Source organism: Xanthomonas sp. DAR 80977 (assembly GCF_041240605.1).
GTDB lineage: Bacteria > Pseudomonadota > Gammaproteobacteria > Xanthomonadales > Xanthomonadaceae > Xanthomonas_A > Xanthomonas_A bundabergensis.
This window is the reverse complement of the sequence record NZ_CP162487.1, coordinates 2,520,875-2,545,946: the sequence shown is the minus strand read 5'-3', so window position 1 is coordinate 2,545,946 and position 25,072 is coordinate 2,520,875. Positions and strand designations below refer to the sequence as shown.

The following is a 25,072-nucleotide window of genomic DNA, read 5'->3' as shown; positions in this document are numbered from 1 at the left end:
TCCTTGGTTACGCAGTTGTGCCGTCGCGGCCTTGCTCGCGGTTGGCGAACGCAGCTACTTCGGACTCGGGATCGGCATCGGCGGGGCCGCCTGCCAGGCTGTTGTCGCCGAAGCTCGGCGCGGGCTGCTGGTCGGGCACGTCGATGTTCTCGGCCGTGCCGCTTCCTTGCGCCTTGATCGCGGCGGCGATCTTTCCGCCAGTGGTGTCGGCGATCCGCTCGGCTGCGGCTTCGCGCAGGCTCGCGGCTTTGGCCTTGGCAACATCGGCGGTTCCCTTCGCCAAGTTCGCGCCGGCGTCGGCGGCGATGCGGCCGGCCGTGCCGAGGGCCGATGCGGCCGATGCGAGCAAGCCGGGGCCGGTGCTGCCCGGTGCGGCCTGCTGCCCTTGCCCTGCCCCGCCGGCGGGCTTGGGTTCGTTCTTGGCGGCCTTGTCGGCACTGCTGCCGGTGCTGGCCGTCGAGCTGCTGCCCTGGCCGCCGGCGTCGGCTTTGCCGCCGCCCTTATCGCCGCCCTTCGAGCTGCCCGAGCTGCTGCCGGTCGAGGGGCTGCCGCCACCCGACGAAGAGCCACCGCCGGAGCTGCCGCTAAAGCCCGCAGCCTGAGCGAAGGGCGTGCTGCCGGTGCCGGCGTCGCCGCCGCCGCCCGCACCGCCGCCCGAGCTGCCGCCGCCCGAGAAGGCCGACATAACGTCCGTGCCTGCCGACACGTTCTCATTGGCCTTCGAGAAGGCGGCCATGACGGCAGAGGCACCACCGGCGGCCGAGGCTGCGCCGGCGGCCAGAGCGGCGCCGCCGGTCGCGGCCGCTGCTGCTGCCATGCCTGCGGCACCCAACGCAGCGCCTGCACCGAACTGGCCGATGCCGGCACCGCCCACGCTCGCGCCGGTGATGATCCCGGCGATGAGCGGCGGAATCTTGTTGACCAACGCCAAGAGGATGATGACGACGATCAGCATCACGCCCATTTCCTTGAGGCTGATGCCGGCGCTCATGCGCGAGTAGTAGTCATCGAGGAAGGTCTTGCCGATGCCCACCAGGAGCACCATTGCGAAGAGCTGCGCGGCCACGCCCAGGACGACCTTGTAGTAGTTGATCGCCATGTCGGAAGTCCAGCGCGAACCACCGAAGCCGAGGAAGAACACGCCGCCGTAGGCGAGCACCCAGCCCGACGCGAGCAGCAGAAGCATATTCACACCGACCAGGGCCAGGATGACCAGGATCGCCACGGCCATGAGGATGCCGGCCATGCTGTCCACCGGCGACCACACCGAGGACTGATCCATCACCTTGTCGAAGATCGCAAAGCCCACGTCCACGATGCCCGAGGGCGACAGAGCATTGCCCAGGCCCGTCGCGTTGCCGGCGAGCTGCCGCAACGACGCATAGATGGACGAGGCGAAGTTAGGGCCGTTGGTCAGCGCCCACCAGAAGAAGCCGGTAAAGATCGTGAAGCGGACGAACTCCGCGAAGAACTCGCCAATGTCGGCCTTGCGCAAGGCCATCATGCCGAACGTCCAGACCATCGAGATCACAACCAGCGTCCAGAAGAGCCAGGTTGCGGCCGTGGTGATGACACCGGCCCAGCCGCTCGCGGCGGCCTGGTAGCGATCCAGCACGCTATCGAACACGCCGGCGTTGTCGATGGCCGCGTGGGCATCGACCGCGAAGAACGCCAGCCAGACGAACAGCGGCAGGGCGAGGGTTTTTAGATTGGCTGGCATTCTCATCGTCAGCACCTCACCATTCGCGTTTCGGGCTGGGCTTGAAATCCCCACCACGACGCAAGCACAGCGACGAAAAAGCCTGCTGGACGCCCTTGTCCTCGATCTTGGCGATGTTCTCGGGCTTGCAGTTCTCGTCGTTCACTTCCGGCATGGGGGCCGTGGCCGGCTTGTTGTCGCAGCCGGCGACCAAGGCCGCCACGAGGGCGGCCGAGGCCAAGGACAGAGCCTTGATTGCTTTCATGAATCCCCCTTACCAGGTGCGCGCCGGGCTGGCCCGGTAGCTGCCCTGGCGCAGTTGTGCGGCCGCTGCCGCCTGCTGGGCTTCCTTGTCGGCGTCGGCCTGCATCTTGGTTGCCATCGCGTTCTGCTGCGCGATCAGCAGGCCACGAATCTGCAAGAGCTGGTTGGCCTGCTGGCTGGCGAGCTGGTTGGCGTAGCCGATGGCCTGCATCTGGCCGGTCGCACCCTGCGCGGCCGACTGGAGACGCTGCAACGTCGCCGCGTCGGCCGTCAGGTTCGATTGCTGCTTGTCCAAGCCCTTGAACAACGCATCGTTGGCCTTCTTCTGCGACTGGCTGGCGAGCTGCCGCACGTTGTTCATGGCGGCCAATTCGGCGGCCGAGCAGCCAGTAGCCGAGAAGCACGGTGACCCCTTGTAGTAGTTCACGTCCTGGAACTTGCTGATGTAGCTGTCCAGGCTGCCGAGCTGCGTCTTGTAGTAGTCCAGCGTGTTGACGGCGTTCATCAGCCCATTGATGGTGGACTGCGCCTGATCCCAGATATAGGCTGCCGGAGCCATCGTGTTCTGGAGCTGGTTCTGATACTGCTGGAGCTGGGTGCTGTACTGCTCAATTTGCTTGAGCGTTTGAGCCACCGATTCGATGGCCGTCATGATGTTCTGCGACAGGTTGGTGCCGTCGATGACGGGGATACCCGCCTGCACAGGCGTGATGACGATGCTGCCGGCCAGAACGGCGGCGAGCGCGGTTTTAGCCGCTAAAAAACGGACGTGCTTCATGGTCGCAATCTCCATTCGATGAAAGGAAGGCAATGCCTTGACCAAGCTCGCGCTTGCCCACGGCAAGGTTTCATCGAAGAGCTACGCCACTAGCTAATCGGTATCGCCCTTGGCACTGAGGCCCGGACTTCAGTGTTTCTGTTCTCGGCCCTTATGGGTGTCTCTGGCCTTATGCGTCCTCCCAAGTGTTGATAACGGCCAGGCCGGCGGCCCGGAAGAGGTTTGTGTCGCGTGCAGCACGCCGCAATTTAGCGGCTAAAACTCTCATGATTCGACCCTCGGCTGCACTACCGACTTCATGAGCCGGCTCATTTCGTCCTGGGTGGCCTCAATCCGACCCAGCAGAGCGAGGATCGTGTCATCGCCGAAGCGGGCTGTGCGCGGGTCGTCGGTGAGCCAAAGCTTGAGCAAGCCGCCTAGCCGGCCAAGGTCGCCATTCACGCGCACCAGCTCGCGCACGTACTCGTAATCCATGACGCCCTTGATCTGGTAGCCCTGGCCCACGTCGCGCAGGTAGCGCGCAACGCTGATCCCCGCCCTCTTGGCGTTCGCCTCGATCAGTTCACGCTCTTCGGGAAGGCAGTACACCTTGATGGGCGGGCTGCTCTTCCGCGTGACTCTCTTCTCGTCGTCCATTCATTCTCCAACCGGCGGTAGCCGGCAGCCTCGCAGAGCAGGATGCCCCGTTGAGCGCCCCCGGCGCGAATAAGGGGACGTGAAGAAGGACAACCCGCTTGCGGGTGGGCCTACTTCACACATCCTGCCCGCATAACGGCGTTGATTACTCCAAGGAAAGTCCTCGTCCGGCACCGCAAATCTTTCGCGGAAACCGCACGTTTGGAACGCAACAGCGCGAAAATGAACAGTAATAGCCGGTTTCCGCATGGTTTCCGTGCGCTTGCAGCGATCCATTTGCGTATCGCAGCGATTCATTCCGCCGCTTGTTGCGGTTGAGTTATGGGATTTTCGGAACCAGCCGGCGCGTTGGTGATGTGCCGATGGACGTACTTCAGGAAAGTCTCATAGCGAAACGGAATGCGCCCGATCTCGTGCATGTGCTCCCAGATGATCTTTAGCGCAAAGCCTGCGGCCATTGCTTCCATCACGTCCGAGCGCGCCGCCATGAACGCGGGCAAGAAGTCCTTCCGCTTCAGCCGCCCGGTTTGCTGCGCGCGCATGAGCCGCGCGGCCAGTTCCTGTTCAATCTTTGTCGCCATGTCCGTAAACCTCCGTTATCAACTGAACTACTCCGAAGGTTACGGATTGGCAGCCTGCGCAACATTCCAATAATTGGCCAAACTGGTTGACATGAAGCGAGTGACGCAAGCACGTCTATCGAAACCGCGATAGGCACCACTCAGATTCAGCACCACGGAAAAGTTGAACGCCAAAAAGAGGGCCGAAAGATTGCCTGGCAGCTTGCTGCCCCTCAAGAGTCAATGCTCAGCCGGCCGCAATCGTCGGAACGGAGACAATGGCCAGCCTCGCCGAAAATGACGATGCTGCAGCTTGGTGGGCGCGCCAAAAAAAGTGGCGCCATATGTGACCGTGGCACCGAATAGAACTGTTGTATGTTGTAGCGCGCTACAACATACAACATACAACATACAACGTCAGTCCATTGACACTTGAGGGGCGTAGCGTTTTAGCCGCTAAAAAAGGGGTCGTCTCAGAAAACGGAAAATAAAGCACGCTAAGGCATAGCCGAACCTGCCAAGCTTGCTCCACCCTGTAGTGACGCGATCAGCGGGCAGGAAACGTTCCCCCTTCGCGCATGGCAGGCGCACACCAACTCAGACAGCACGGCCTCCATGCGCGCCAGGTCAGCCATTTTCTCGCGCACGTCCTTGAGCTTGTGCTCGGCCAGACTGCTGGCTTCCTCGCAATGGGTGCCATCCTCCAGCCGCAGCAGCTCGGCGATCTCATCCAGGCTGAAGCCCAGCCGCTGGGCTGATTTCACGAAGCGCACCCGCGTTACATCCGCCTCGCCATAGCGGCGGATGCTGCCATAGGGCTTGTCAGGCTCCAGCAACAAGCCCTTGCGCTGATAGAAACGGATGGTCTCCACATTGACCCCGGCCGCCTTGGCGAAAACGCCAATGGTCAGGTTCTCCAAATTGTTTTCCATATCGCTTGACTCCGTACATGAGTACGGAAGTAAGGTTACGCTATCCAATTTCAATTCGAAAGGACAAGCGCATGTCTGAACCAAAAACCGGGCGCGGCGCGCTCTTCACTGGAGGGCTTGCCGCCATCCTCGCCTCGGCTTGCTGCCTCGGGCCGTTGGTTCTGATCGCCTTGGGGTTCAGCGGCGCTTGGATCGGCAACTTGGCGGTGTTGGATCCCTATCGCCCCATCTTTATCGGCGTGGCGCTGGTGGCGTTGTTCTTCGCCTGGCGGCGCATCTACCGGCAGGCAGCGGCCTGCAAACCGGGTGAGGTCTGCGCGATTCCCCAAGTGCGAGCTACTTACAAGCTCATTTTCTGGATCGTGGCCGCGCTGGTTCTGGTCGCGCTCGGATTTCCCTACGTCATGCCATTTTTCTACTGATCGGAGTTCACCATGAAGAAACTGTTTGCCTCCCTCGCCCTCGCCGCCGTTGTTGCCCCCGTCTGGGCCGCCACCCAGACCGTCACGCTGTCCGTACCGGGCATGACCTGCTCCGCCTGCCCGATCACTGTCAAGAAGGCGATTTCCAAGGTCGAAGGCGTCAGCAAAGTTGACGTGACTTTCGAGACACGCCAAGCGGTCGTCACCTTCGACGATGCCAAGACCAGCGTGCAGAAGCTGACCAAGGCAACCGCAGACGCGGGCTATCCGTCCAGCGTCAAGCAGTGAGTCACTGAAAACGGCACCGCAGCACAACGGACGTCATTGTCTGGCGCCACAAACGATAAAGGATCTGTTGCATGACCCATCTAAAAATCACCGGCATGACTTGCGACTCGTGCGCGGCGCACGTCAAGGAAGCGCTGGAAAAAGTGCCAGGCGTGCAGTCGGCGCTGGTGTCCTATCCGAAGGGCACAGCGCAACTCGCCATCGTGCCGGGCACATCGCCGGACGCGCTGACTGCCGCCGTGGCCGGACTGGGCTACAAGGCAACGCTAGCCGATGCGCCACTGGCGGACAACCGCGTCGGACTGCTCGACAAGGTGCGGGGATGGATGGCCGCCGCCGAAAAGCACAGTGGCAACGAGCCCCCGGTGCAGGTAGCGGTCATTGGCAGCGGTGGAGCCGCGATGGCGGCGGCGCTGAAGGCCGTCGAGCAAGGCGCGCAGGTCACGCTGATCGAGCGCGGCACCATCGGCGGCACCTGCGTCAATGTCGGCTGTGTGCCGTCCAAGATCATGATCCGCGCCGCCCACATCGCCCATCTGCGCCGGGAAAGCCCGTTCGATGGCGGTATTGCGGCAACTGTGCCTACGATTGACCGCAGTAAGCTGCTGGCCCAGCAGCAGGCCCGCGTCGACGAACTGCGGCACGCCAAGTACGAAGGCATCCTGGGCGGTAATCCGGCCATCACCGTTGTGCACGGTGAGGCGCGCTTCAAGGACGACCAGAGCCTTACCGTCCGTTTGAACGAGGGTGGCGAGCGCGTCGTGATGTTCGACCGCTGCCTGGTCGCCACGGGTGCCAGCCCGGCGGTCCCGCCGATTCCGGGCTTGAAAGAGTCACCCTACTGGACTTCCACCGAGGCCCTGGCGAGCGACACCATTCCCGAACGCCTTGCCGTAATCGGCTCGTCGGTGGTGGCGCTGGAGCTGGCGCAAGCCTTTGCCCGGCTGGGCAGCAAGGTCACGGTCCTGGCGCGCAATACCTTGTTCTTCCGTGAAGACCCGGCCATCGGCGAGGCGGTGACAGCCGCTTTCCGTGCCGAGGGCATCGAGGTGCTGGAGCACACGCAAGCCAGCCAGGTCGCCCATATGGACGGTGAATTCGTGCTGACCACCACGCACGGTGAATTGCGCGCCGACAAACTGCTGGTTGCCACCGGTCGGACACCGAACACGCGCAGCCTCGCGCTGGACGCAGCGGGGGTCACTGTCAATGCGCAAGGTGCCATCGTCATCGACCAAGGCATGCGCACGAGCAACCCGAACATCTACGCGGCCGGCGACTGCACCGACCAGCCGCAGTTCGTCTATGTGGCGGCAGCGGCCGGCACCCGTGCCGCGATCAACATGACCGGCGGCGATGCGGCGCTCGACCTGACCGCAATGCCGGCCGTGGTGTTCACCGATCCGCAAGTGGCGACCGTGGGCTACAGCGAGGCGGAAGCCCACCACGACGGGATCGAGACCGACAGCCGCACCTTGACCTTGGACAACGTGCCGCGTGCGCTCGCCAACTTCGACACACGCGGCTTCATCAAGTTGGTTATCGAGGAAGGCAGCCATCGGCTGATCGGCGTACAGGCGGTCGCGCCGGAAGCGGGTGAACTGATCCAGACGGCGGCTCTGGCCATTCGCAACCGCATGACGGTGCAGGAACTGGCCGACCAGTTGTTCCCCTACCTGACGATGGTCGAGGGGTTGAAGCTCGCGGCGCAGACCTTCAACAAGGATGTGAAGCAGCTTTCCTGCTGCGCCGGGTGAGAAAAAGGAGGTGTTCAATGAACGCCTACACGGTGTCCCGGCTGGCTCTTGATGCCGGGGTGAGCGTGCATATCGTGCGCGACTACCTGCTGCGCGGATTGCTGCGCCCGGTGGCGTGCACACCAGGCGGCTACGGCTTGTTCGATGACGCCGCCTTGCAACGGCTGTGCTTCGTGCGGGCGGCCTTCGAGGCGGGCATCGGCCTCGACGCGCTGGCGCGGCTGTGCCGGGCGCTGGATGCGGCGGACGGCGACGAAGCGGCCGCGCAGCTTGCCCTGCTGCGTCAGTTCGTCGAGCGTCGGCGCGAAGCGTTGGCCGATCTGGAAGTGCAGTTGGCCACCCTGCCGACCGAGCCGGCACAGCACGCGGAGAGTCTGCCATGAACAACCCCGAGCGCTTGCCGTCCGAGACGCACAAACCGATCACCGGCTACCTGTGGGGCGGACTGGCTGTGCTGACTTGCCCCTGCCACCTGCCCATCCTCGCTGTCGTGCTGGCCGGCACAACCGCCGGTGCTTTCCTCGGCGAGCATTGGGTCATCGCGGCGCTCGGTTTGACCGGCCTGTTCCTTCTGTCCCTGTCGCGGGCGCTGCGGGCATTCAGGGAAAGAGAATGAGCGCTTTCCGGCCGGATGGATGGACGACGCCGGAACTGGCCCAAGCGGTCGAGCGCGGGCAGCTTGAACTGCACTACCAGCCCGTCGTCGATCTGCGCAGTGGTGGGATTGTCGGCGCGGAAGCCCTGTTGCGCTGGCGTCATCCGACGCTTGGACTATTGCCACCGGGCCAGTTCCTGCCCGTGGTCGAATCGTCCGGCCTGATGCCTGAAATCGGCGCTTGGGTGCTGGGCGAAGCCTGCCGCCAGATGCGTGACTGGCGAATGCTGGCATGGCGACCGTTCCGGCTGGCCGTCAATGTTTCGGCGAGCCAAGTGGGACCGGACTTCGACGGGTGGGTAAAGGGCGTGCTGGCTGATGCCGAGTTGCCCGCCGAGTATCTCGAAATCGAGCTGACCGAATCGGTCGCGTTTGGTGATCCGGCGATCTTCCCCGCCCTGGACGCCTTGCGGCAGATCGGTGTGCGCTTCGCCGCCGATGACTTCGGGACGGGGTATTCCTGTCTGCAACATCTGAAGTGCTGCCCAATCAGCACGCTCAAGATCGACCAATCGTTTGTCGCCGGGCTCGCCAACGACCGCCGCGACCAAACCATCGTGCACACCGTGATTCAGCTTGCGCACGGGCTGGGCATGGATGTGGTGGCTGAAGGCGTGGAAACATCGGCGAGTCTTGATCTATTGCGACAAGCGGACTGCGACACAGGACAAGGCTTCCTGTTCGCGAAGCCAATGCCGGCGGCGGCATTCGCCGTCTTCGTCAGTCAATGGAGGGGTGCCACCATGAATGCAAGTGACTCGACCACCACCAGTTGCTGCGTGTGCTGCAAGGAAATCCCGCTCGATGCCGCCTTCACCCCGGAAGGCGCGGAATACGTCGAGCACTTCTGCGGGTTGGAGTGTTATCAACGCTTCGAAGCGCGTGCCAAGACAGGGAACGAAACCGATGCCGATCCGAACGCCTGCGACTCGCTACCGTCAGATTGAGGCATACCCTAACTTGGCGTCAGACCATCCGGCGCTAAATCGTCAGAATAGAGTTGCCTTCCGAATTGATTGACATACGCCGTCAAGGGTCATAGATTTCTTCCTGACACATTTCCCTCAGGAGGATACCTTGCACGGTCAGCGCATCGGTTACGTCCGCGTCAGCAGCTTCGACCAGAACCCAGAACGGCAGCTCGAACAGATCCAGGTGGATAAAGTGTTCACCGACAAGGCGTCGGGCAAGGACACACGGCGGCCCGAACTGGAACGGCTGCTCGCCTTCGTGCGCGAAGGCGACACGGTCGTGGTGCACAGCATGGATCGTCTGGCGCGCAACCTCGACGACCTGCGCCGCCTGGTGCAGGGCCTCACCCAGCGCGGCGTACGCATCGAGTTCCTTAAGGAGCATTTGACCTTCACCGGCGAGGACTCGCCGATGGCGAACCTGATGCTGTCGGTAATGGGCGCGTTCGCCGAGTTCGAACGCGCCTTGATCCGCGAGCGGCAGCGCGAGGGCATCGCGCTCGCCAAGCAGCGCGGGGCCTACCGTGGCAGGAAGAAATCCCTGTCGTCTGAGCGTATTGCCGAACTGCGCCAACGTGTCGAGGCTGGCGAGCAAAAGACCAAGCTGGCTCGTGAATTCGGAATCAGTCGCGAAACCCTGTATCAATACTTGAGAACGGATCAGTAAATATGCCACGTCGTTCAATCCTGTCCGCCGCCGAGCGCGAAAGCCTGCTGGCGTTGCCGGACACCAAGGATGAGTTGATCCGTCACTACACGTTCAGCGAAACCGACCTCTCCATCATCCGGCAGCGGCGCGGCCCGGCTACCGGGCTAGCGGCCTCAATCTGGTAACGGCTGCCGTCGTGTTGTGGAACACGGTCTATCTGGAACGGGCTGCGCACGCGCTGCGTGGCAACGGCCATGCCGTTGATGACGCGCTGTTGCAGTACCTGTCGCCGCTCGGTTGGGAGCACATCAACCTCACCGGCGATTACCTCTGGCGCAGCAGCGCCAAGATCGGCGCGGGCAAGTTCAGGCCGCTACGACCGCTGCAACCGGCTTAGCGTGCTTTATTTTCCGTTTTCTGAGGCGACCCCAAAAAGGACCGACCGGAGCTGACCACCTCTTCTGGCGTACAACTCAACGGCCGAAGGCCGACCATCGGCAAGGGCTTGGCGTCGCCCTACAGGGCGGCGGCAAATGCCGCGCCTAGTGGATGATCTTGGAAGATCATGGATGGAATTTTCGAACCAGCCGCAAGCCCGCGCCGTTACTGTGTTTTCCAGTTTTTGGCGGGGAACGTTGCTACGGGTGAAGGGGAACGTTACTACGGAGATTGGGGAACGTTACTACGGGCTTCGGCCTCCCGATTTCCCACTTCCCTTCCGCATATTCGGACACCTTCCAGCCCACGGCGGCAAGCTCGGCCAGAGCCTTGCGGGCCTTCTGACGGCGCTTCTTCATGGCCTCAGCGTTCGCGTCGTCCGGCCAAACGTAACCGGAAAGGGTATCCAGTTCCACGCGGCCGGCTTTGCCAGGATCGATCCAGCCGCATAGTCGTTGGTGAATCAGGCGGGCCGGATCGGTTTGTAGCGCCCGCACCTCGGCCATCTCAATGCGGGTATACGGACGCCGCCCAAGAATCGCCTCTGCAATCTGAGGATTCAGCGCGACGAATAGCCGTCCGTCCTCCTCATCGAAGGCATAGCTCATCAAGTGAAAAGACCGTTGCCTGCTCCCTTTGGTGACTACTACTGTCACGTTTGCCATGCGCAGCAAGCACGCCTTGATCGCCCTGATATTGTCGCCGCCATCGGTCAAGCCGATCTCGCTTAGTAGGCTGGCCATGCTCTCTCTCACGACAAGCGCATCCTGCCCTACCGCGTCAAATTTTGGCTCAAGGAATAGACGGAGCTGCTTCGGTAAGTCTGCTGTTGGCTCCGACGTCAGGATAATGCCTTTCGGCCCGCCAAGAGCCACCAGACCTTGCAGCAGCCGCATGTCATCGGCACCGAGCGGCTCAAAGCCGACGAACCGCGCTTGTTCATTCTCGGCGTAGTGATACGTCACATCGAGCTTGAGTTTCTTCCGTTCTCCGCGTTTGAGACTGCGGAACAAGCCGGGGACCAAGCAGTGCATTGGATCGTGCCTGGCATGGGTGAGGTCAAAAGCCATCGCTTCGCCTCCGGCCATCGCATCCCTTCTCCTCACTCCTGCGGGCCTCATGCAGTTCCACTGGCACCAGTACGCCGCCGGAGTGCCGCATGTACCAGCGATCAAGCGGCGTGGCGTCGTAGTTCTGCTTGCTGACGCCGAAACGCACGAAGTAGCTGCGGCGCTCATTACCGATGGGCTGCCGGTCGTGGGGGCGGTCGCTGAGGCGCTTTGCCTCATCCTCGGTCATGCGAGCGACGTAACCACACCACCTGGCGTTGTCGATCAACGCCGATGCGCCACGCGCAGCCTGCTGCTGGTCGGTTTGCCCTTCGCGGGCGCTTCCCTTGCTGACGTGGTGTAGGTAGAGCACGGATGCGCCCGTGGTGGCCGCAACGTGCTCCAACACGGCCACGAGGTGGGCCATGTTGCCGTTGCTGTTCTCATCGAGGGCGTGAATACGGCTCAGGGTATCCAGCACAATCAGCCTCGCCCCGGCACCGTCCTCAATGACGCGGCGCAGGTGAGCCTTGTTCATGATGTCCATGCGCTTGCCCATGATCGGCTCAAGCACCAAGTTCTCTGCGATGGCTTGGCGAGCTGCGTGCCCGAGGTGCTGGCCGATGGCGTGAACGCGCCGCACAAGCGCGGGCGGCGGGTCTTCACCGGCCAGATAGACCACGCGCCCGGAATGTGCGGGGGCAAGGCCCACGAGGTCGCCACCCGGAACGCTGCATGCGATGCTCATGGCCGCTTCTAGCGCCCAGAAACTCTTGCCCGTAGCCCCTGGGGCGACGAGCGCGCCGACCGTTCCCGCCAGGAAGCCAGGCCATAAGAAGTCCAGCACCGGCGGTTCGTGCTCAAACGCCGCCAGTACATCAATCGCCATGACGCTGTTCCCCGCTCAGTACAGGGACTCGTCGCTCAACACCTCGGCGATCTGCGAGGTTCGGAAGTAGACCCGCCGGCCGATCTTCAAGCGGGCCCTGTTGATTCGCTGCGCCCACTCGTTCGTTGCGCGCAAGCTGATCCGCAGTCCATCAGGCGAGCGATCAAGGACAGTGGCGAGCTGCGCGATGCTTAGCAGTGGGCCGAAGCGTTGCAGCAGCGTGTCTTCTATCGTCATTGCGTAAACCTCCGTTATCAACTGAATTGCTACGAAGGTTAGGTGCTATTGGGGGTTGCCTACATCTTATTAATTGTCCAAAATGGTTGACATGAAGAATGACCCAATCATCGTTATCTGGGAAGGTTGCGACCCCACCGTCTCGGAAGCCATCCGGCAGTTTCAAGATCGCTGGCGGCCGTACTCCGCATCCTCGCGGCGCTATCCCATCGTGCGATTGATACAGGAACTGATCGATCCCGCCGTGGCCGCCTACATGGCAGCCCTTCCAGTGCGCTATTCGGGCCACGTCCCCGGCGCCGGCACGGGAGTGAGCTTCAGCGCGATCATTCAACTGGTGGGGCTTGATGCGATGGTTCGCTTGCAGCGGCAATTGCTGCGCGCGTTCGTTCTCACGGAAGATCGACAGTCTGCGAGAGATCAGCGTTTTGTCGCAACGCTGGAATCACTGATCGAACTGGTGTGGGACTGTGCGTGCAAACGACCAGCCAAGTCACAGGTGCGCGACACCCGCCTGAATGGTGAACGTCAGCAGGGCTTCTGCCGGTTTTGCGGAGCACTCGCCGAGTTGACCTCGTTCGCCGGTGGGAGCGATGACCCAAAGGCTGACGACCCCGAGGAGAAACTTCGACTCAGCAGCCTGTACTGCCTGGATCACCGGCCCAAATTGCCGAATGGCGCATGGAATCCCTCATACAGACAAGCAAGACGCTCACTCGCGCAGTTCGATCTCGAACTCGCCAGGCTCAGCCAGCAGTGCGCAAAGCCAGCTACGCCTCAAGTGAAATCGGGCGATCAACTGGTTGACAGCTACTTCTTCCACTACGTCGCCGGCCAAACCTTTCAGCCAGCAGACAAAGCGGAGTTGCGCAATCAAGCGCGGCTCATGGTGGACTCGAAGCTGTCAGACCGCAAAAAACAAATGCTGATGCTCCAGTGGTCTGGGCTCAACCAGTCGGAGATTGCGCGAAAGCTAGGTATAGAACGCCAAGCCGTATCGAAGGCACTGGCGTCGATCCCTGCGATGTTCCACTTGAGTTCAAAGTCGCGCTCGCGGCGTCAACCAAATTGACCAACTAATAGAACGAAACAATCCGCATTCACAGGCACCATCAGGCACATGTTCGCAAGTGACTGAAAGAGGCCAAGGGATGCAGACAACGACAAGTAAGACGCTCATCAACCGCAAGAAGCTACTGGCGATGATCCCGCTGTCTGAGCGCACGATTTTCAATATGGAGCAGCGCGGGGAGTTTCCGCGTCGCATTGCGCTCACCAGCCGAAACGTCGCCTGGGACTTGGCCGAGGTCGAGGAATGGATCGAGGCGCGCAAGGCATCGGGCACTCAGGCCATGCGTCCCGGCTTCACCCCGTCGGTCGCAGCAGCCACTTTTTAGCGGCTAAAACGCAGCGCCCCTCAAGTGTCAATGAAACCCGGGGCCATGCCTCGATGTTCGGGCAGGCGAGCAAACTGTCATCTTCTGGCTTACGCCTTCGGCCGCTTCAGTGTCCATTCGTCGATCATGTCCGCCCAGTCTTGCAACATCGCCGTCCGCTGCTCGCGGTACTCGGCCTTGTTGTAGACGGCCCTGACGCCTCGCTGCTCGTGCGCCAGGCACTTCTCAATCCAGTCCGTGTTGTAGCCGGCCTCATGCAACAACGTGCTGGCTGTGCGCCGCAAGTCATGTGGCCCGAACTTGGCGAGCGACTTCCCTTCCTTCTGCGCCAGCCGATACGTCAGCGTCAGCACCTGGTTGAGCGTGGCGCTGCTCATGGGCAAGTCCGAGTCGTACCGCGACGGCAACACGTAGTCCGATCCGCCGGCAAAGGTCTTGAGGGCAATGAAGATGTCCAGCGCCTGCCGGGACAGGAACACCAGGTGCGGATTGCGTCGCTTCATCCGCTCCTTCGGGATGGTCCAAAGCGCCTCGCTGAAGTTGATCTCGCTCCAGGTCGCGTTGGTCAGCTCGCTCTTGCGCACCATCGTCAGCAGCAACAACTTGGCGGCAGCCCGAATGGATGGCGTTGTGCCGATGCGCTCCATGTACTGATACATCAGACGGATCTCGTCGGGCGTCAGCGCACGGTCGCGCGGCTCGAACTTGGCGATAGTCGTCGGCCGCACCAGCTCTGCCGGGTTCTCGACCTTCTGGCCGCGCTCGATGGCCCAGCGAAAGACCTGCAACATCACCTCGCGAGCATGCACTGCGGTCGCCGGTGCACCGCGCTCCACGATGGCATCGGTCAGCGCCCGCAAGTCCTCGTGGGTGATCTCCACCAGCTTCTGGTTGCTGAATTTAGGCTTCAGCTCGCGCTCGTAGATTGAACGGCGCATGTCGCGGGTGGAGTCAGCCATCTGGTAGCCGCGCAGCCACTTTTCCGCCCACGCCCCGAACGTCTCCGCATCCTTGACGCGGGCCTTGTCCCGCGCCTTCTCTTTGGCCGGCGACTTCCCGGCCGCGATCATCTTCTTGGCCTCGCCCAACCGCTCGCGGGCTTCCGCAAGGGTGATGCCGCCAACGCCATAGCGGCCGAAGGTGATGGTCTCCTGCCGGCCGTGGATCAAGTAGTTGTAGCGGAACGAGATCGCTCCGGCGGGCGTGACGGCCACATAGAGGCCGTCACGGTCGTTTTCCTTGTATAGCTTGTCCCTCGGCTTGAGGTTACGCAGCTTGGTATCGGTCAGCATGGTTCTCGCCTTAGTTCGGCTCAAATACCATGATCTGGAACCCGTCCCATCTTGACGTAAAACACAATAAAATCATTGCACTACGTCAGATCAATACCATGAACCCAAGAAAGTGGACTGCATGGTATCGATGGCATCTCATGGTATCGAAGCACTCAATGCCATTTATCATGCCATGAAAAATTGGTGCTTGGCGATGCCAAAGATTGCCTGATGGTGCCGAACCAAGTCACAAAAAATCCCGCAGTGACGCGGGCTTAGGTGTGTTTTCGTGCTACTCAGTGCCAGCCGATGCCAGACGTGGAATCACTCCCACTCGATCGTCGCCGGCGGCTTGCCGGAGATGTCGTAGACCACGCGCGAGACGCCGCGCAGTTCGTTGATGATGCGGTTGGAGACGGTGCCGAGGAAGTCGTACGGCAGGTGCGCCCAGTGCGCGGTCATGAAGTCGATGGTCTCCACCGCGCGCAGCGCGATCACCCACTCGTAGGCGCGCGCGTCGCCGACCACGCCCACCGACTTGACCGGCAGGAACACCGCGAACGCCTGGCTGGTCTTGTCGTACAGATCGGCCTTGCGCAGCTCTTCGATGAAGATCGCATCGGCCTTGGCCAGCAGTTCGGCGTACTCGCGCTTCACTTCGCCGAGGATGCGCACGCCCAGGCCGGGACCGGGGAACGGATGGCGGTAGACCATGCTGCGCGGCAGGCCCAGTTCCACGCCCAGGCGCCGCACCTCGTCCTTGAACAGTTCGCGCAGCGGCTCGACCAGGCCCAGCTTCATGTGCTCGGGCAGGCCGCCGACGTTGTGGTGGCTCTTGATCACGTGCGCCTTGCCGGTCTTGCTGCCGGCCGACTCGATCACGTCCGGGTAGATCGTGCCCTGCGCCAGCCACTTGGCGTTGGCCAGCTTGTTCGACTCTTCGTCGAAGATCTCCACGAACAGGTTGCCGATGATCTTGCGCTTGGCCTCCGGGTCGCTCACGCCGGCCAGCGCGCTGAAATAGCGATCGGCCGCATTGACCCGGATCACCTTGACGCCCATGTGCTCGGCGAACATCGCCATCACCTGGTCGCCTTCCTGCCAGCGCAGCAGGCCGGTATCGACGAACACGCAGGTCAGCTTGACGCCGATCGCCTTGTGCAGCAGCGCGGCGACCACCGACGAATCCACGCCGCCGGACAGGCCCAGGATCACCTCGTCGTCGCCGACCTGGGCGCGCACGCGCGCGATCTGGTCGTCGATGATGTTGGCCGCGGTCCACAGGGTCTCGCAGCCGCAGACGTCGACCACGAAGCGGCGCAGCAGGGTCTGCCCTTGCAGCGTGTGGGTGACTTCCGGATGGAACTGCACGCCGTACCAGCGCTTGGCCTCGTTGGCCATCGCCGCGACCGGGATGCGGTCGGTGACGGCGGTAATGGTGAAGCCGGGCGGTACCCTGGAGACATGATCGCCGTGGCTCATCCACACGTTCAGGCGCGCGGCGCCGGGATGGTCGCTGAGGCCGGAGAACAGCGCATCGGGGGCGACCACGTCCACTTCGGCATGGCCGAACTCGCGCTGGTCGGCGGCCTCGGTGGCGCCGCCCAGCTGCGCGGCCAGGGTCTGCATGCCGTAGCAGATGCCGAACACCGGCAGGCCGCTGTCGAACACTTCCTGCGGCGCGACCGGCGCGCCCGGCAGCGTGGTCGATTCGGGGCCGCCGGACAGGATGATGCCCTTCGCGCCGAAGCCGGCGATCTCGGCCGGGTCGTGGTCCCAGGCCCAGATCTCGCAATAGACCCCCAGCTCGCGGATGCGACGCGCGATCAGCTGCGTGTACTGCGCGCCGAAATCGAGGATGAGGATCTTGTCGCTGTGGATGTTGGTCATTGGGGCCGGGATTGGGAATGCGGGATTGGGGATTCGCAACAGCGGGATGGCGGCGATGCGCACTGCCGGTGGAGACGCGGCGGGCGACTACGAATCCCCAATCCCGAATCCCCACTCCCGCGCATGGGCGTCAGCCCATGCGGTAGTTCGGCGGTTCCTTGGTGATCTGCACGTCGTGGACGTGGCTCTCGCGCTGGCCGGCACCGGTGATGGTGACGAACTTCGGCTTGGTGCGCATGTCCTCGATCGTCGCGCAGCCCACGTAGCCCATCGTGGCGCGCAGGCCGCCGATCAGCTGGTGGATGATGCCGCTGAGCGGGCCGCGGTACGGCACGCGGCCTTCGATGCCTTCCGGCACCAGCTTGTCGGCGTCGGAGGCGTCCTGGAAGTAACGGTCCTTGCTGCCCTTCTCCATCGCGCCCAGGCTGCCCATGCCGCGATAGCTCTTGTAGCTGCGGCCCTGGAACAGTTCGACCTCGCCCGGCGCTTCCTCGGTACCGGCGAACAGGCCGCCGACCATCACCGTGGAGGCGCCGGCGACCAGCGCCTTGCCGATGTCGCCGGAATAGCGGATGCCGCCGTCGGCGATCAGCGGGATGCGGTCCTGCAGCGCCTCGGCGACCATGTCCACCGCGGTGATCTGCGGCACGCCGACGCCGGCGACCACGCGCGTGGTGCAGATCGAGCCCGGACCCACGCCGACCTTGACCGCGTCGGCGCCGGCGTCCATCAGCGCCAGCGCGGCATCGCCGGTGACGATGTTGCCGCCGATCACCTGCAGCTGCGGATAGGTCTTCTTGACCCAGGCCACGCGGTCGATCACGCCCTGCGAATGGCCGTGCGCGGTATCGACGATGACCACGTCCACGCCCGCCGCGGCGAGCAGTTCGATGCGCTGCTCGGTGTCGCCGCCGACGCCGACCGCCGCGCCGACCAGCAGGCGCGTGGAGGCGTCCTTGGCGGCGTTGGGGTTGTCGGTCTTCTTCTGGATGTCCTTGACCGTGATCAGCCCGCGCAGCTCGAAGCTGTCGTTGACCACCAGGATCTTCTCGATGCGGTTGCGATGCAGCAGCTGCAGCACTTCCTCGTCGCTGGCGCCTTCGCGCACGGTGATCAGGCGATCCTTCTTGGTCATGATGTGGCGGACCGGATCGTCGAGCTTCTTCTCGAAGCGCATGTCGCGGCTGGTGACGATGCCGACCAGCTCGCTGCCGTCGACCACCGGCACGCCGGAGATGTTGCGCGCGCGGGTCAGTTTCAGCACTTCGCCGATGGTGGTTTCCGGACCGACGGTGAACGGCTCGGTGATCACGCCGGCTTCGAACTTCTTGACCTTGGCCACTTCGGCGGCCTGTTGTTCCGGGGTCAGGTTCTTGTGGATGATGCCGATGCCGCCGAGCTGGGCCATGGCCACCGCGAGGCGGTGTTCGGTCACCGTGTCCATCGCCGCCGACAGGATCGGCAATTTCAGGCGCAGGTCGCGGGTCAGCCGGGTTTCCAGGCTGACGTCCTTCGGCAGGACGATCGAATGGGCGGGGACGAGCGAAACGTCGTCGTAGGTAAGAGCTTCAGCCTGGATGCGCAGCATCGGCGGACCCGAATGTGGGGAAGCGCGGCATTTTAACGCATTTGGGGCCGGGATTGGGGATTCGGGATTCGCAACGGCGGAGCCTTCCGCAGCCGGCCGTTTGCATGGTTGCCTGGACGCCAACGGCCGGCCGACCTCGGAGGCAACCGCGATCGACCGACGCACGCGCTTTGCCGTTGCCTTTAACGAATCCCGAATCCCGAATCCTGGCTTTACACAGCCGAATGGCTGGTCATGCCGGCCGCGTCCGCGGCTTCGATGGTGTTCTGCATCAGCGTGGCCACGGTCATCGGCCCGACCCCGCCCGGGACCGGGGTGATCCAGCTGGCGCGCTGCGCGGCCGCGTCGAAGCCGACGTCGCCGACCAGGCGGCCGTCGTCGAGGCGGTTGATGCCGACGTCGATCACCACCGCGCCGGGCTTGACCCATTCGCCGGGGATCAGGCCGGGGCGGCCCACCGCCACCACCAGGATGTCGGCGTCGCGCACCCGCGCCTGCAGCACGTCCGCCGGAGTGAACTTGTGGCAGCAGCTGACCGTGCAGCCGGCGATCAGCAGTTCCAGCGCCATCGGTCGGCCGACGTGGTTGCTGACCCCGACGATGGTGGCGTTGCGGCCGCGCACCGGCTGGTCGGTATGCCCGAGCAGGGTGACGATGCCGCGCGGGGTGCACGGGCGCAGGCCGAATTCGCGCAGCGCCAGGTGGCCGACGTTCTCCGGATGGAAACCGTCCACGTCCTTGCGCGGGTCGATGCGGTGAATCAGCCGGCTGGCGTCGGGAATGCCCGGCAGCGGCAGCTGTACCAGGATGCCGTGCACCCTGGGATCGGCATTGAGGCGATCGATCAGCGCCAGCAGTTCGGCTTCGCCGGTGCCGGCGGGCAGATCGTAGTCGAACGCCTCGATGCCGACCTTTTCCGCCGCGCGGCGCTTGTTGCGCACGTACACCGTGGACGCCGGATCGCCGCCGACCAGCACCACCGCCAGGCCCGGCCGCGGCTGCCCCGCCGCCAATCGCGCATCGACCCGCAGCTTGAGCTGGTCGAGCAGTTCGTCGGCGATGCGCCGCCCGTCGAGGATGCGGGCCGGAACGGAGAAGACGGGCGCGGAATCGGTCATCAGAGCGAGCGGGTGTAGAGTCTGGGGACCCCATTGTCCCCGATTCCGCCATGACCGACACCACCCGCATCGAAGCCGCCGCGTTCCGGCGGCTGCTGCAGCACCTCAACCAGGACCGCAGCGACGTGCAGAACATCGACCTGATGATCCTGGCCGGCTTCTGCCGCAACTGCCTGGCCGACTGGTACCGCGAGGCCGCCGCCGGCGAAGGCCAGACCCTGAGCAAGGAACAGGCGCGCGAGCGGATCTACGGCATGCCGTTCGCCGACTGGAAGGCGCAGTTCCAGGCCGAGGCCACGCCGGAACAACTGGCGGCCTTCGCCGAGGCGCAGCGCCGGCACGGCTAGCGCGCCTGCCTGCCAACCTGACCGCGAGAAGCCCTGCCGCGCTTGCGCGCGCGGGGCGAGAAACAACGAGGGAACGTATGTCGATCAGCGACCCGGCGATGACCCACTCCCCTGCGCGCACCGGCATGGGCCTTCCGCCAGCCGTATCCGGGGCCGCGCGCGGCGCGGCCTGCCGCAGCGACACGCACGACCGCCCGCATGCGGGATACGGCGAGGTGGACCACCCCGATCGCGCCGACAGGCGCTGACGATGCTGCGTCATCTGGGCATCGTGGCGGTGATCGCGGCCGTCGCCTACCTGGTGGTCTGCGCCCTGCTCTACCTGGGCCAGCGCGATCTGCTGTATTTCCCGCAGGCGACCCGGGTCACCGCGGCGCAGACCGATTTCACCCTGCAGCGCAGCCCGGCGTTGCGCCTGCGCGGCTGGCGGGTCAATCCGGGCCGCGACAAGGTCCTGCTGTACTTCGGCGGCAACGCCGAGGACCTGCGCCAGGCGCGCGCGCAGCTTGCGCCGCTGCTGCCCGACTACAGCGTGTACCTGCTGGCCTACCGCGGCTACGGCGCCAGCGACGGCACGCCCAGCGAGGCGGCGCTGATCGGCGATGCGCTGGCGCTGTACGACCATGTGCGCGCCGCGCAACCGCAGGCCGAGATCGCGGTGCTCGGGCGCAGCCTGGGCAGCGGCGTCGCCAGCCAGCTGGCGGCGCGGCGGCCGCTGGCGCGGCTGGTGCTGGTCACCCCGTTCGACAGCCTGGCCGCAGCCGCGCAGGCGCACTACCCGTGGGCGCCGGTGCGCTGGCTGCTGCGCGACCGCTACGACTCGGCCAGCGCGCTGCGCGCCTACCGCGGTCCCTTGCTGGTACTGCGGGCCGGGCGCGACCAGGTGGTGCCGGCGGCGAGCACGCAGCGCCTGCTCGATTCCCTGGCGCAGACGCCCACCGTGGTCGCGATGCCACGCGCAGGGCACGACGACGTCAGCGCCGATCCGCGCTATGCGCAGGCGTTGCGGGCGTTCTTGCGCTGACGCGTTCCAGTTCGGGGACGTCCAGCTGGCGCAGTGCCTGTGGGAGCGACTTCAGTCGCGACAGGGCTTCACCGGTAACGCCTCTGTCGCGACTGAAGTCGCTCCCACAACAGGATGTCCAGCCGCGGCTAGTCGCCGCGGCGCTCGTCCGCCGCCTCCGCCGCCGGCACCGCTTCCGGATTGAGCGTGCGGCTCTCGCGCCGCGGCGGGGTGAACGGGGTCGGCTTGGGCACCGTCGGCGCGATGTTGCCGTACATCATGCCGCTGCCGGCGCGGACGTCGCCGGCGGCGATCTCCAGTTCCAGGCGCTCGGCATCGCGGCGGCGGATCTCGCGGGCGATGCCGGCGGCCTCGTCCTCGGCCATGCCCAGTTCGATCAGCGCGGCCTGGCCGAATTCGACCGCCGACTCGAAGGTCTCGCGGATCTGGTAGTCCACGCCGGCGGCGATCAGCTCCAGCGAATGCTCGCGGTCGTACGAGCGCACCAGCAGCTTGGCGTGCGGGAATTCCTGCGTGGCCAGCTCGACGATGCGGTTGGCCGCCTCGCGGTTGTCGATGCACACCGCGATCGCGCGCACGCTGTGCGCGCCGGAGGCATGCAGCACGTCCAGGCGGGTGCCGTCGCCGTAGTAGATCTTGAAGCCGAACTCGGCCGCGCTCTGGATCATCTCGATGTCGTTGTCGATGATGGTCACGTCCACGTCGCGCGCCAGCAGCGACTGGCTGGCGACCTGGCCGAAGCGGCCGAAGCCGATGATCAGCACGCTGCCGGTCAGCCCGTCGGCCGCTTCCACGCCATCCAGCGACGGCGCCTCCACCGGCGCCCAGCGCCGGTACAGCAGCACGAACAGCGGCGTCAGCGCCATCGACAGCACCACGATCGCGGTCAGGTTGGCATTGACCTGCGCATCGATGACCCCGGCCGCACCGGCCGCCGAGAACAGCACGAACGCGAACTCGCCGCCCTGCGCCATCAGCACGCCGCGGTCCAGCGCCTGCGCGTGGCCGCTGCCGGTGAGCCGCGCGACCAGGTAGATGCAGGCGGCCTTGGCCGCCATGAACGCGAGCACGCCGCTGAGGATCAGGGTCCAGTTGGCCGCCACCACCGCCAGGTTCAGGGCCATGCCCACGCCGAGGAAGAACAGCCCCAGCAGGATGCCGCGGAACGGCTCGATGTCGGCCTCGATCTGGTGGCGGAAGGTGGACTCGGACAGCAGCACCCCGGCCAGGAACGCGCCCATCGCCATCGACAGCCCGCCGAGCTGCATCAGCAGCGCCGCGCCCAGCACCACCAGCAATGCCGCCGCGGTCATCACCTCGCGTGCCTTGGCCGCGGCCAGCAGGCGGAACAGCGGGTTCAGCAGCCAGCGCCCGGCCACCAGCAGGCCGACGATCGCCGCGGCGCCGACGCCGATGCCGACCCAGCGCGAGGGCGCATCGGCGGCGACCGGCACCGGCGCCATCCAGGCCACCACCGCCAGCAGCGGCACGATCAGCAGATCCTCGAACAGCAGGATCGCGACGATCTTCTGCCCGGCCGGCAGCGCGATGTCGCCGCGCTCGCCGAGCAACTGCATCACCACCGCGGTGGAGGTGAGCACGAAGCCGGACGCGGCGATGAACGCCACCGGCAAGGAGAAGCCGAAGCCCAGTCCGACCCCGGTCAGCAGCGTCGCGCAGACCACGATCTGCGCCGTGCCCAGGCCGAAGATCTGCTTGCGCAGGCTCCACAGGTGCGACGGCCGCATCTCCAGCCCGATCACGAACAGGAACATCACCACGCCCAGCTCGGCCACGTGCAGGATCGCCTGCGGATCGGCGAACCAGCCCAGCCCGAACGGCCCGATCGCCAGGCCCGCGGCGAGATAGCCGAGCACCGAGCCCAGGCCCAGGCGGCGGAACACCGGCACCGCCACCACCGCGGCGCCGAGCAACGCCACCACCTTGATCAATTCACTGCTGTCGGCTGCACTGGTCATGCGTGGATTCTACGCACAAGGCCGGCCAGCCCCATGCACCGATGTGCGGATGGGTCATGGCGCCTCGCGGCTCCGGTGCAGTGTGGCTTGGCGCGTGTGCATTTCCACGAAGCGCATCGGTCCACCTCTTCCCAGCGGCACCATTGCTTCCCGTTTCGAGGAAAGGCGCCCTGCAGGGACGGATGAGTGCATGGGGCGCAGGCCTCGTGCATCCAGCCCCCACGAGTCGCTTCGCGCCGGACCCTCACCCCACCCCCTCTCCCGGGGGGAGAGGGGCTAACGGCTCTCCCTTCTCCCACCGGGAGAAGGTGCCCCGAAGGGGCGGATGAGGGTCCGGGCGAAGCCTCGTGCATCCAACCTCCGCGAGTCGCTGCGCGCCGGACCCTCGCCCCAACCCCTCTCCCGGGGGAGAGGGGCTAACGGCTCTTCCTTCTCCCACCGGGAGAAGGTGCCCCGCAGGGGCGGATGAGGGGCCGGGCGAAGCCTCGTACATCCAATCTCCGCGAGTCGCTGCGCGCCGGACCCTCACCCCAACCCCTCTCCCGGGGGAAGAGGGGCTAACGGCTCTCCCTTCTCCCACCGGGAGAAGGTGCCCCGAAGGGGCGGATGAGGGTCCGGGCGAAGCCTCGTGCATCCAACCTCCGCGAGTCGCTGCGCGCCGGACCCTCACCCCAACCCCTCTCCCGGGGGAAGAGGGGCTAACGGCTCTCCTTCTCCCACCGGGAGAAGGTGCCCCGAAGGGGCGGATGAGGGTCCGGGCGAAGCCTCGTGCATCCAACCTCCGCGAGTCGCTGCGCGCCGGACCCTCACCCCGACCCCTCTCCCGAGGGGAGAGGGGCTTGTCGCTCGGCACCGCCTGCGCAGCGACCGATCGCAGTCGTGCGTGGCGACCGATCGCAGTCGCGGGACGCGCAGTGGCGGCTCAGTCCTCCACGCCGCAGAAGTGCGCGTAGTCGATGTAGCCGGGGAACGCCAGGCCGGGGGCGCACACCGGGCACTGCGGGTCGGCGGCCAGGCGGGTTTCGCGGAAGCGCATCGCCAGCGCGTCGAAGTACAGCAGGCGGCCGCGCAGCGGCTCGCCGATGTCCAGCAGCAGCTTCAGCACCTCGCTGGCCTGCAGCAGGCCGACGATGCCGGGCAGCACGCCGAGCACGCCGGCCTCGGCGCAACTGGGCGCGAACTCCGGCGGCGGCGGTTCCGGGAACAGGCAGCGATAGCACGGCGCCTGGCCGCGCCGGCGGCCGGCGTCGAACACGCTGACCTGGCCCTCGAAGCGCTGCACCGCGCCGTACACCAGCGGCTTGCCCAGCTTCACGCAGGCGTCGTTGAGCAGGTAGCGCGCCGGGAAATTGTCCGAGCCGTCCAGCACCACGTCCACGTCCTGCAGCAGGCGTTCGACATTGGCCGAGGTCACCCGTTCGCGCAGCGCCTCGACCCGCACGCCCGGATTCAGCGCGCCCAGCGCCGCGGCCGCCGACTCCACCTTGGACTGCCCGACCCGCGCCTCGGTGTGCAGGATCTGCCGCTGCAGGTTGCTGCGATCGACCACGTCGTCGTCGGCGATGCGCAATGCGCCGACCCCGGCCGCGGCCAGGTAGAAGCCGGCCGGCGACCCCAACCCGCCGGCGCCGACCAGCAGCACGCGCGACGCCTGCAAGCGCCGCTGGCCGTCGACGCCGACTTCGGGCAGGCGCAGATGGCGCGAATAGCGCTCGAAGAAATCCTGCTGCTGCGGTGCCAGTTCCGGCCGCTGCAGCGGCAGCCCGTCGCGCTGCCAGCGCGTGGTGCCGCCCTGCACCGAGGCGACCGCGGCATAGCCGGCCTGCTGCAGGAACAGTGCCGCCTCGTGCGAGCGCTTGCCGCTCTGGCAGATCAGGATCACCTCGGCGTCGGCCGCGCCCAGATGCGCGGCCGGATCGTCCTGCAATTGCGCGCGGGCCACGCCGAGCGCGCCCTCGGCCATGCCGGAGGCGCGTTCGTGCTCCTCGCGTACGTCGATCAAGCGCGCGCCGTGGGCGACGCGCTCGCGGGCCTGCTGCGGGGTCAGTTCACGAATGCTCATGCGCGCATTATCGGCGCAAACCCGTGGCGCGTCCTTCGCACCGGAACCTGTGCGCGGTTCCCGGGCAGGCAGGGTCGGATCCGGCGGCGACGTCGGCCGATCGCGTCTTCTCGCATCTGTTCACGGGCAACGACACCTGCGGAAGAGACCCCGTGTGGACTCGGGCCAC

The 25,072-nt window shown here is 65.1% G+C and carries 28 protein-coding genes and 1 pseudogene; 14 read left to right on the top strand and 15 right to left on the bottom strand.

All coding sequences use genetic code 11. From position 1 onward, the window contains the following. Positions 1-7 precede the first annotated feature (7 nt). The 6 genes from trbL to AB3X10_RS10855 form a co-directional block, all read right to left on the bottom strand. Entirely contained in the window at positions 8-1,726 is a 1,719-nt protein-coding gene (gene trbL, locus AB3X10_RS10880; RefSeq protein ID WP_011114051.1) for a P-type conjugative transfer protein TrbL, read from the bottom strand. 10 nt (positions 1,727-1,736) lie between these two features. Continuing rightward, complete coding sequence (gene trbK / locus AB3X10_RS10875) at positions 1,737-1,964, bottom strand: entry exclusion lipoprotein TrbK (RefSeq protein ID WP_000644148.1); 228 nt, start codon at positions 1,962-1,964, stop codon at positions 1,737-1,739. A gap of 9 nt (positions 1,965-1,973) precedes the next feature. Continuing rightward, positions 1,974-2,741, bottom strand: a complete 768-nt coding sequence (trbJ, locus tag AB3X10_RS10870; protein ID WP_369981422.1) for a P-type conjugative transfer protein TrbJ — start codon at positions 2,739-2,741, stop codon at positions 1,974-1,976. A 264-nt stretch (positions 2,742-3,005) separates the two neighbouring features. Then, positions 3,006-3,377: a conjugal transfer transcriptional regulator TraJ gene (gene traJ / locus AB3X10_RS10865; RefSeq protein WP_011666571.1), complete on the bottom strand. Its 372-nt coding sequence runs from the start codon at positions 3,375-3,377 to the stop codon at positions 3,006-3,008. 293 nt (positions 3,378-3,670) lie between these two features. After that, positions 3,671-3,958: a TraK family protein gene (locus AB3X10_RS10860; RefSeq protein WP_011666570.1), complete on the bottom strand. Its 288-nt coding sequence runs from the start codon at positions 3,956-3,958 to the stop codon at positions 3,671-3,673. A 476-nt stretch (positions 3,959-4,434) separates the two neighbouring features. Continuing rightward, on the bottom strand, positions 4,435-4,869 hold the full coding sequence (locus AB3X10_RS10855; RefSeq protein ID WP_003131969.1) for a mercury resistance transcriptional regulator MerR: 435 nt from the start codon (positions 4,867-4,869) through the stop codon (positions 4,435-4,437). A gap of 71 nt (positions 4,870-4,940) precedes the next feature. Between AB3X10_RS10855 and merT the strand changes: the two genes are divergently transcribed. The 9 genes and pseudogenes from merT to AB3X10_RS10810 all read left to right on the top strand — a co-directional run. Beyond that, a complete protein-coding gene (gene merT / locus AB3X10_RS10850; RefSeq protein ID WP_006224622.1) occupies positions 4,941-5,291 on the top strand; it encodes a mercuric ion transporter MerT in 351 nt (116 codons plus the stop codon). A 12-nt stretch (positions 5,292-5,303) separates the two neighbouring features. Then, positions 5,304-5,579: a mercury resistance system periplasmic binding protein MerP gene (gene merP, locus AB3X10_RS10845; protein WP_003131987.1), complete on the top strand. Its 276-nt coding sequence runs from the start codon at positions 5,304-5,306 to the stop codon at positions 5,577-5,579. Between the two features lie 71 nt (positions 5,580-5,650). Beyond that, the gene (merA, locus tag AB3X10_RS10840) at positions 5,651-7,336 is read left to right on the top strand and encodes a mercury(II) reductase (RefSeq protein ID WP_003156770.1); all 1,686 of its coding nucleotides are present in this window, start codon (positions 5,651-5,653) and stop codon (positions 7,334-7,336) included. A 17-nt stretch (positions 7,337-7,353) separates the two neighbouring features. Further along, entirely contained in the window at positions 7,354-7,719 is a 366-nt protein-coding gene (merD, locus tag AB3X10_RS10835; protein ID WP_000995360.1) for a mercury resistance co-regulator MerD, read from the top strand. After that, a complete protein-coding gene (merE, locus tag AB3X10_RS10830; protein WP_003132004.1) occupies positions 7,716-7,952 on the top strand; it encodes a broad-spectrum mercury transporter MerE in 237 nt (78 codons plus the stop codon). The genes merD and merE overlap by 4 nt, the downstream gene beginning before the upstream one ends. Continuing rightward, positions 7,949-8,938 (top strand): DUF3330 domain-containing protein, encoded by a 990-nt coding sequence (locus AB3X10_RS10825; RefSeq protein WP_003132006.1) that lies wholly within the window; start codon positions 7,949-7,951, stop codon positions 8,936-8,938. The genes merE and AB3X10_RS10825 overlap by 4 nt, the downstream gene beginning before the upstream one ends. A 130-nt stretch (positions 8,939-9,068) precedes the next feature. Further along, the gene (locus tag AB3X10_RS10820; protein ID WP_003124096.1) at positions 9,069-9,629 is read left to right on the top strand and encodes a recombinase family protein; all 561 of its coding nucleotides are present in this window, start codon (positions 9,069-9,071) and stop codon (positions 9,627-9,629) included. Between the two features lie 2 nt (positions 9,630-9,631). Then, the gene (locus AB3X10_RS10815) at positions 9,632-9,796 is read left to right on the top strand and encodes a DUF4158 domain-containing protein (protein ID WP_016254289.1); all 165 of its coding nucleotides are present in this window, start codon (positions 9,632-9,634) and stop codon (positions 9,794-9,796) included. Further along, positions 9,769-10,008 (top strand): annotated as a pseudogene (locus tag AB3X10_RS10810) (Tn3 family transposase); the annotation flags it as partial. The gene AB3X10_RS10815 and the pseudogene AB3X10_RS10810, both read left to right, overlap by 28 nt. 241 nt (positions 10,009-10,249) lie before the next feature. Here the strand turns inward: AB3X10_RS10810 and repC are convergent. From repC to AB3X10_RS10795, 3 genes are read right to left on the bottom strand one after another with little or no spacing between them, the layout of a single operon-like run. Then, positions 10,250-11,119 (bottom strand): replication protein C, IncQ-type, encoded by an 870-nt coding sequence (gene repC / locus AB3X10_RS10805; protein WP_031632336.1) that lies wholly within the window; start codon positions 11,117-11,119, stop codon positions 10,250-10,252. Next, positions 11,109-11,987 carry a helicase RepA family protein gene (locus tag AB3X10_RS10800; protein WP_011666566.1) on the bottom strand — a complete coding sequence of 293 codons (879 nt, stop codon included), beginning with the start codon at positions 11,985-11,987 and terminating at the stop codon, positions 11,109-11,111. Before AB3X10_RS10800 ends, repC begins: the two co-directional genes overlap by 11 nt. A gap of 15 nt (positions 11,988-12,002) precedes the next feature. Continuing rightward, on the bottom strand, positions 12,003-12,224 hold the full coding sequence (locus tag AB3X10_RS10795; RefSeq protein WP_016254290.1) for a hypothetical protein: 222 nt from the start codon (positions 12,222-12,224) through the stop codon (positions 12,003-12,005). A gap of 82 nt (positions 12,225-12,306) precedes the next feature. Here AB3X10_RS10795 and AB3X10_RS10790 point away from each other — a divergent pair, with 82 nt between their 5' ends. Together AB3X10_RS10790 and AB3X10_RS10785 are read left to right on the top strand one after the other, a co-directional pair. After that, positions 12,307-13,296: a LuxR family transcriptional regulator gene (locus tag AB3X10_RS10790; protein ID WP_175927142.1), complete on the top strand. Its 990-nt coding sequence runs from the start codon at positions 12,307-12,309 to the stop codon at positions 13,294-13,296. Positions 13,297-13,375: 79 nt separating this feature from the next. Further along, on the top strand, positions 13,376-13,621 hold the full coding sequence (locus tag AB3X10_RS10785) for a helix-turn-helix transcriptional regulator (RefSeq protein ID WP_015649464.1): 246 nt from the start codon (positions 13,376-13,378) through the stop codon (positions 13,619-13,621). Between the two features lie 89 nt (positions 13,622-13,710). Here AB3X10_RS10785 and AB3X10_RS10780 read toward each other — a convergent pair whose 3' ends face one another. The 4 genes from AB3X10_RS10780 to folD form a co-directional block, all read right to left on the bottom strand. Further along, positions 13,711-14,913: a tyrosine-type recombinase/integrase gene (locus AB3X10_RS10780; protein ID WP_011666563.1), complete on the bottom strand. Its 1,203-nt coding sequence runs from the start codon at positions 14,911-14,913 to the stop codon at positions 13,711-13,713. 306 nt (positions 14,914-15,219) lie between these two features. After that, positions 15,220-16,785, bottom strand: a complete 1,566-nt coding sequence (gene guaA / locus AB3X10_RS10775) for a glutamine-hydrolyzing GMP synthase (RefSeq protein WP_369981411.1) — start codon at positions 16,783-16,785, stop codon at positions 15,220-15,222. Between the two features lie 130 nt (positions 16,786-16,915). After that, the gene (gene guaB / locus AB3X10_RS10770) at positions 16,916-18,373 is read right to left on the bottom strand and encodes an IMP dehydrogenase (protein ID WP_369981409.1); all 1,458 of its coding nucleotides are present in this window, start codon (positions 18,371-18,373) and stop codon (positions 16,916-16,918) included. Positions 18,374-18,585: 212 nt separating this feature from the next. After that, positions 18,586-19,491 carry a bifunctional methylenetetrahydrofolate dehydrogenase/methenyltetrahydrofolate cyclohydrolase FolD gene (gene folD / locus AB3X10_RS10765; protein WP_369981407.1) on the bottom strand — a complete coding sequence of 302 codons (906 nt, stop codon included), beginning with the start codon at positions 19,489-19,491 and terminating at the stop codon, positions 18,586-18,588. Between the two features lie 50 nt (positions 19,492-19,541). Here folD and AB3X10_RS10760 point away from each other — a divergent pair, with 50 nt between their 5' ends. The 3 genes from AB3X10_RS10760 to AB3X10_RS10750 all read left to right on the top strand — a co-directional run bounded on the left by AB3X10_RS10760 (position 19,542) and on the right by AB3X10_RS10750 (position 20,862). Further along, a complete protein-coding gene (locus AB3X10_RS10760) occupies positions 19,542-19,838 on the top strand; it encodes a DUF1244 domain-containing protein (protein ID WP_369981405.1) in 297 nt (98 codons plus the stop codon). Between the two features lie 77 nt (positions 19,839-19,915). Next, on the top strand, positions 19,916-20,086 hold the full coding sequence (locus tag AB3X10_RS10755) for a hypothetical protein (RefSeq protein ID WP_369981403.1): 171 nt from the start codon (positions 19,916-19,918) through the stop codon (positions 20,084-20,086). 2 nt (positions 20,087-20,088) lie between these two features. Then, entirely contained in the window at positions 20,089-20,862 is a 774-nt protein-coding gene (locus AB3X10_RS10750; protein WP_369981401.1) for an alpha/beta hydrolase, read from the top strand. Between the two features lie 128 nt (positions 20,863-20,990). Here the strand turns inward: AB3X10_RS10750 and AB3X10_RS10745 are convergent, their stop codons facing one another. Both AB3X10_RS10745 and moeB read right to left on the bottom strand, forming a co-directional pair. Continuing rightward, positions 20,991-22,841 (bottom strand): monovalent cation:proton antiporter-2 (CPA2) family protein, encoded by a 1,851-nt coding sequence (locus AB3X10_RS10745; protein WP_369981399.1) that lies wholly within the window; start codon positions 22,839-22,841, stop codon positions 20,991-20,993. Between the two features lie 922 nt (positions 22,842-23,763). Then, a complete protein-coding gene (gene moeB / locus AB3X10_RS10740) occupies positions 23,764-24,903 on the bottom strand; it encodes a molybdopterin-synthase adenylyltransferase MoeB (RefSeq protein WP_369981397.1) in 1,140 nt (379 codons plus the stop codon). Positions 24,904-25,072: the final 169 nt, after the last annotated feature.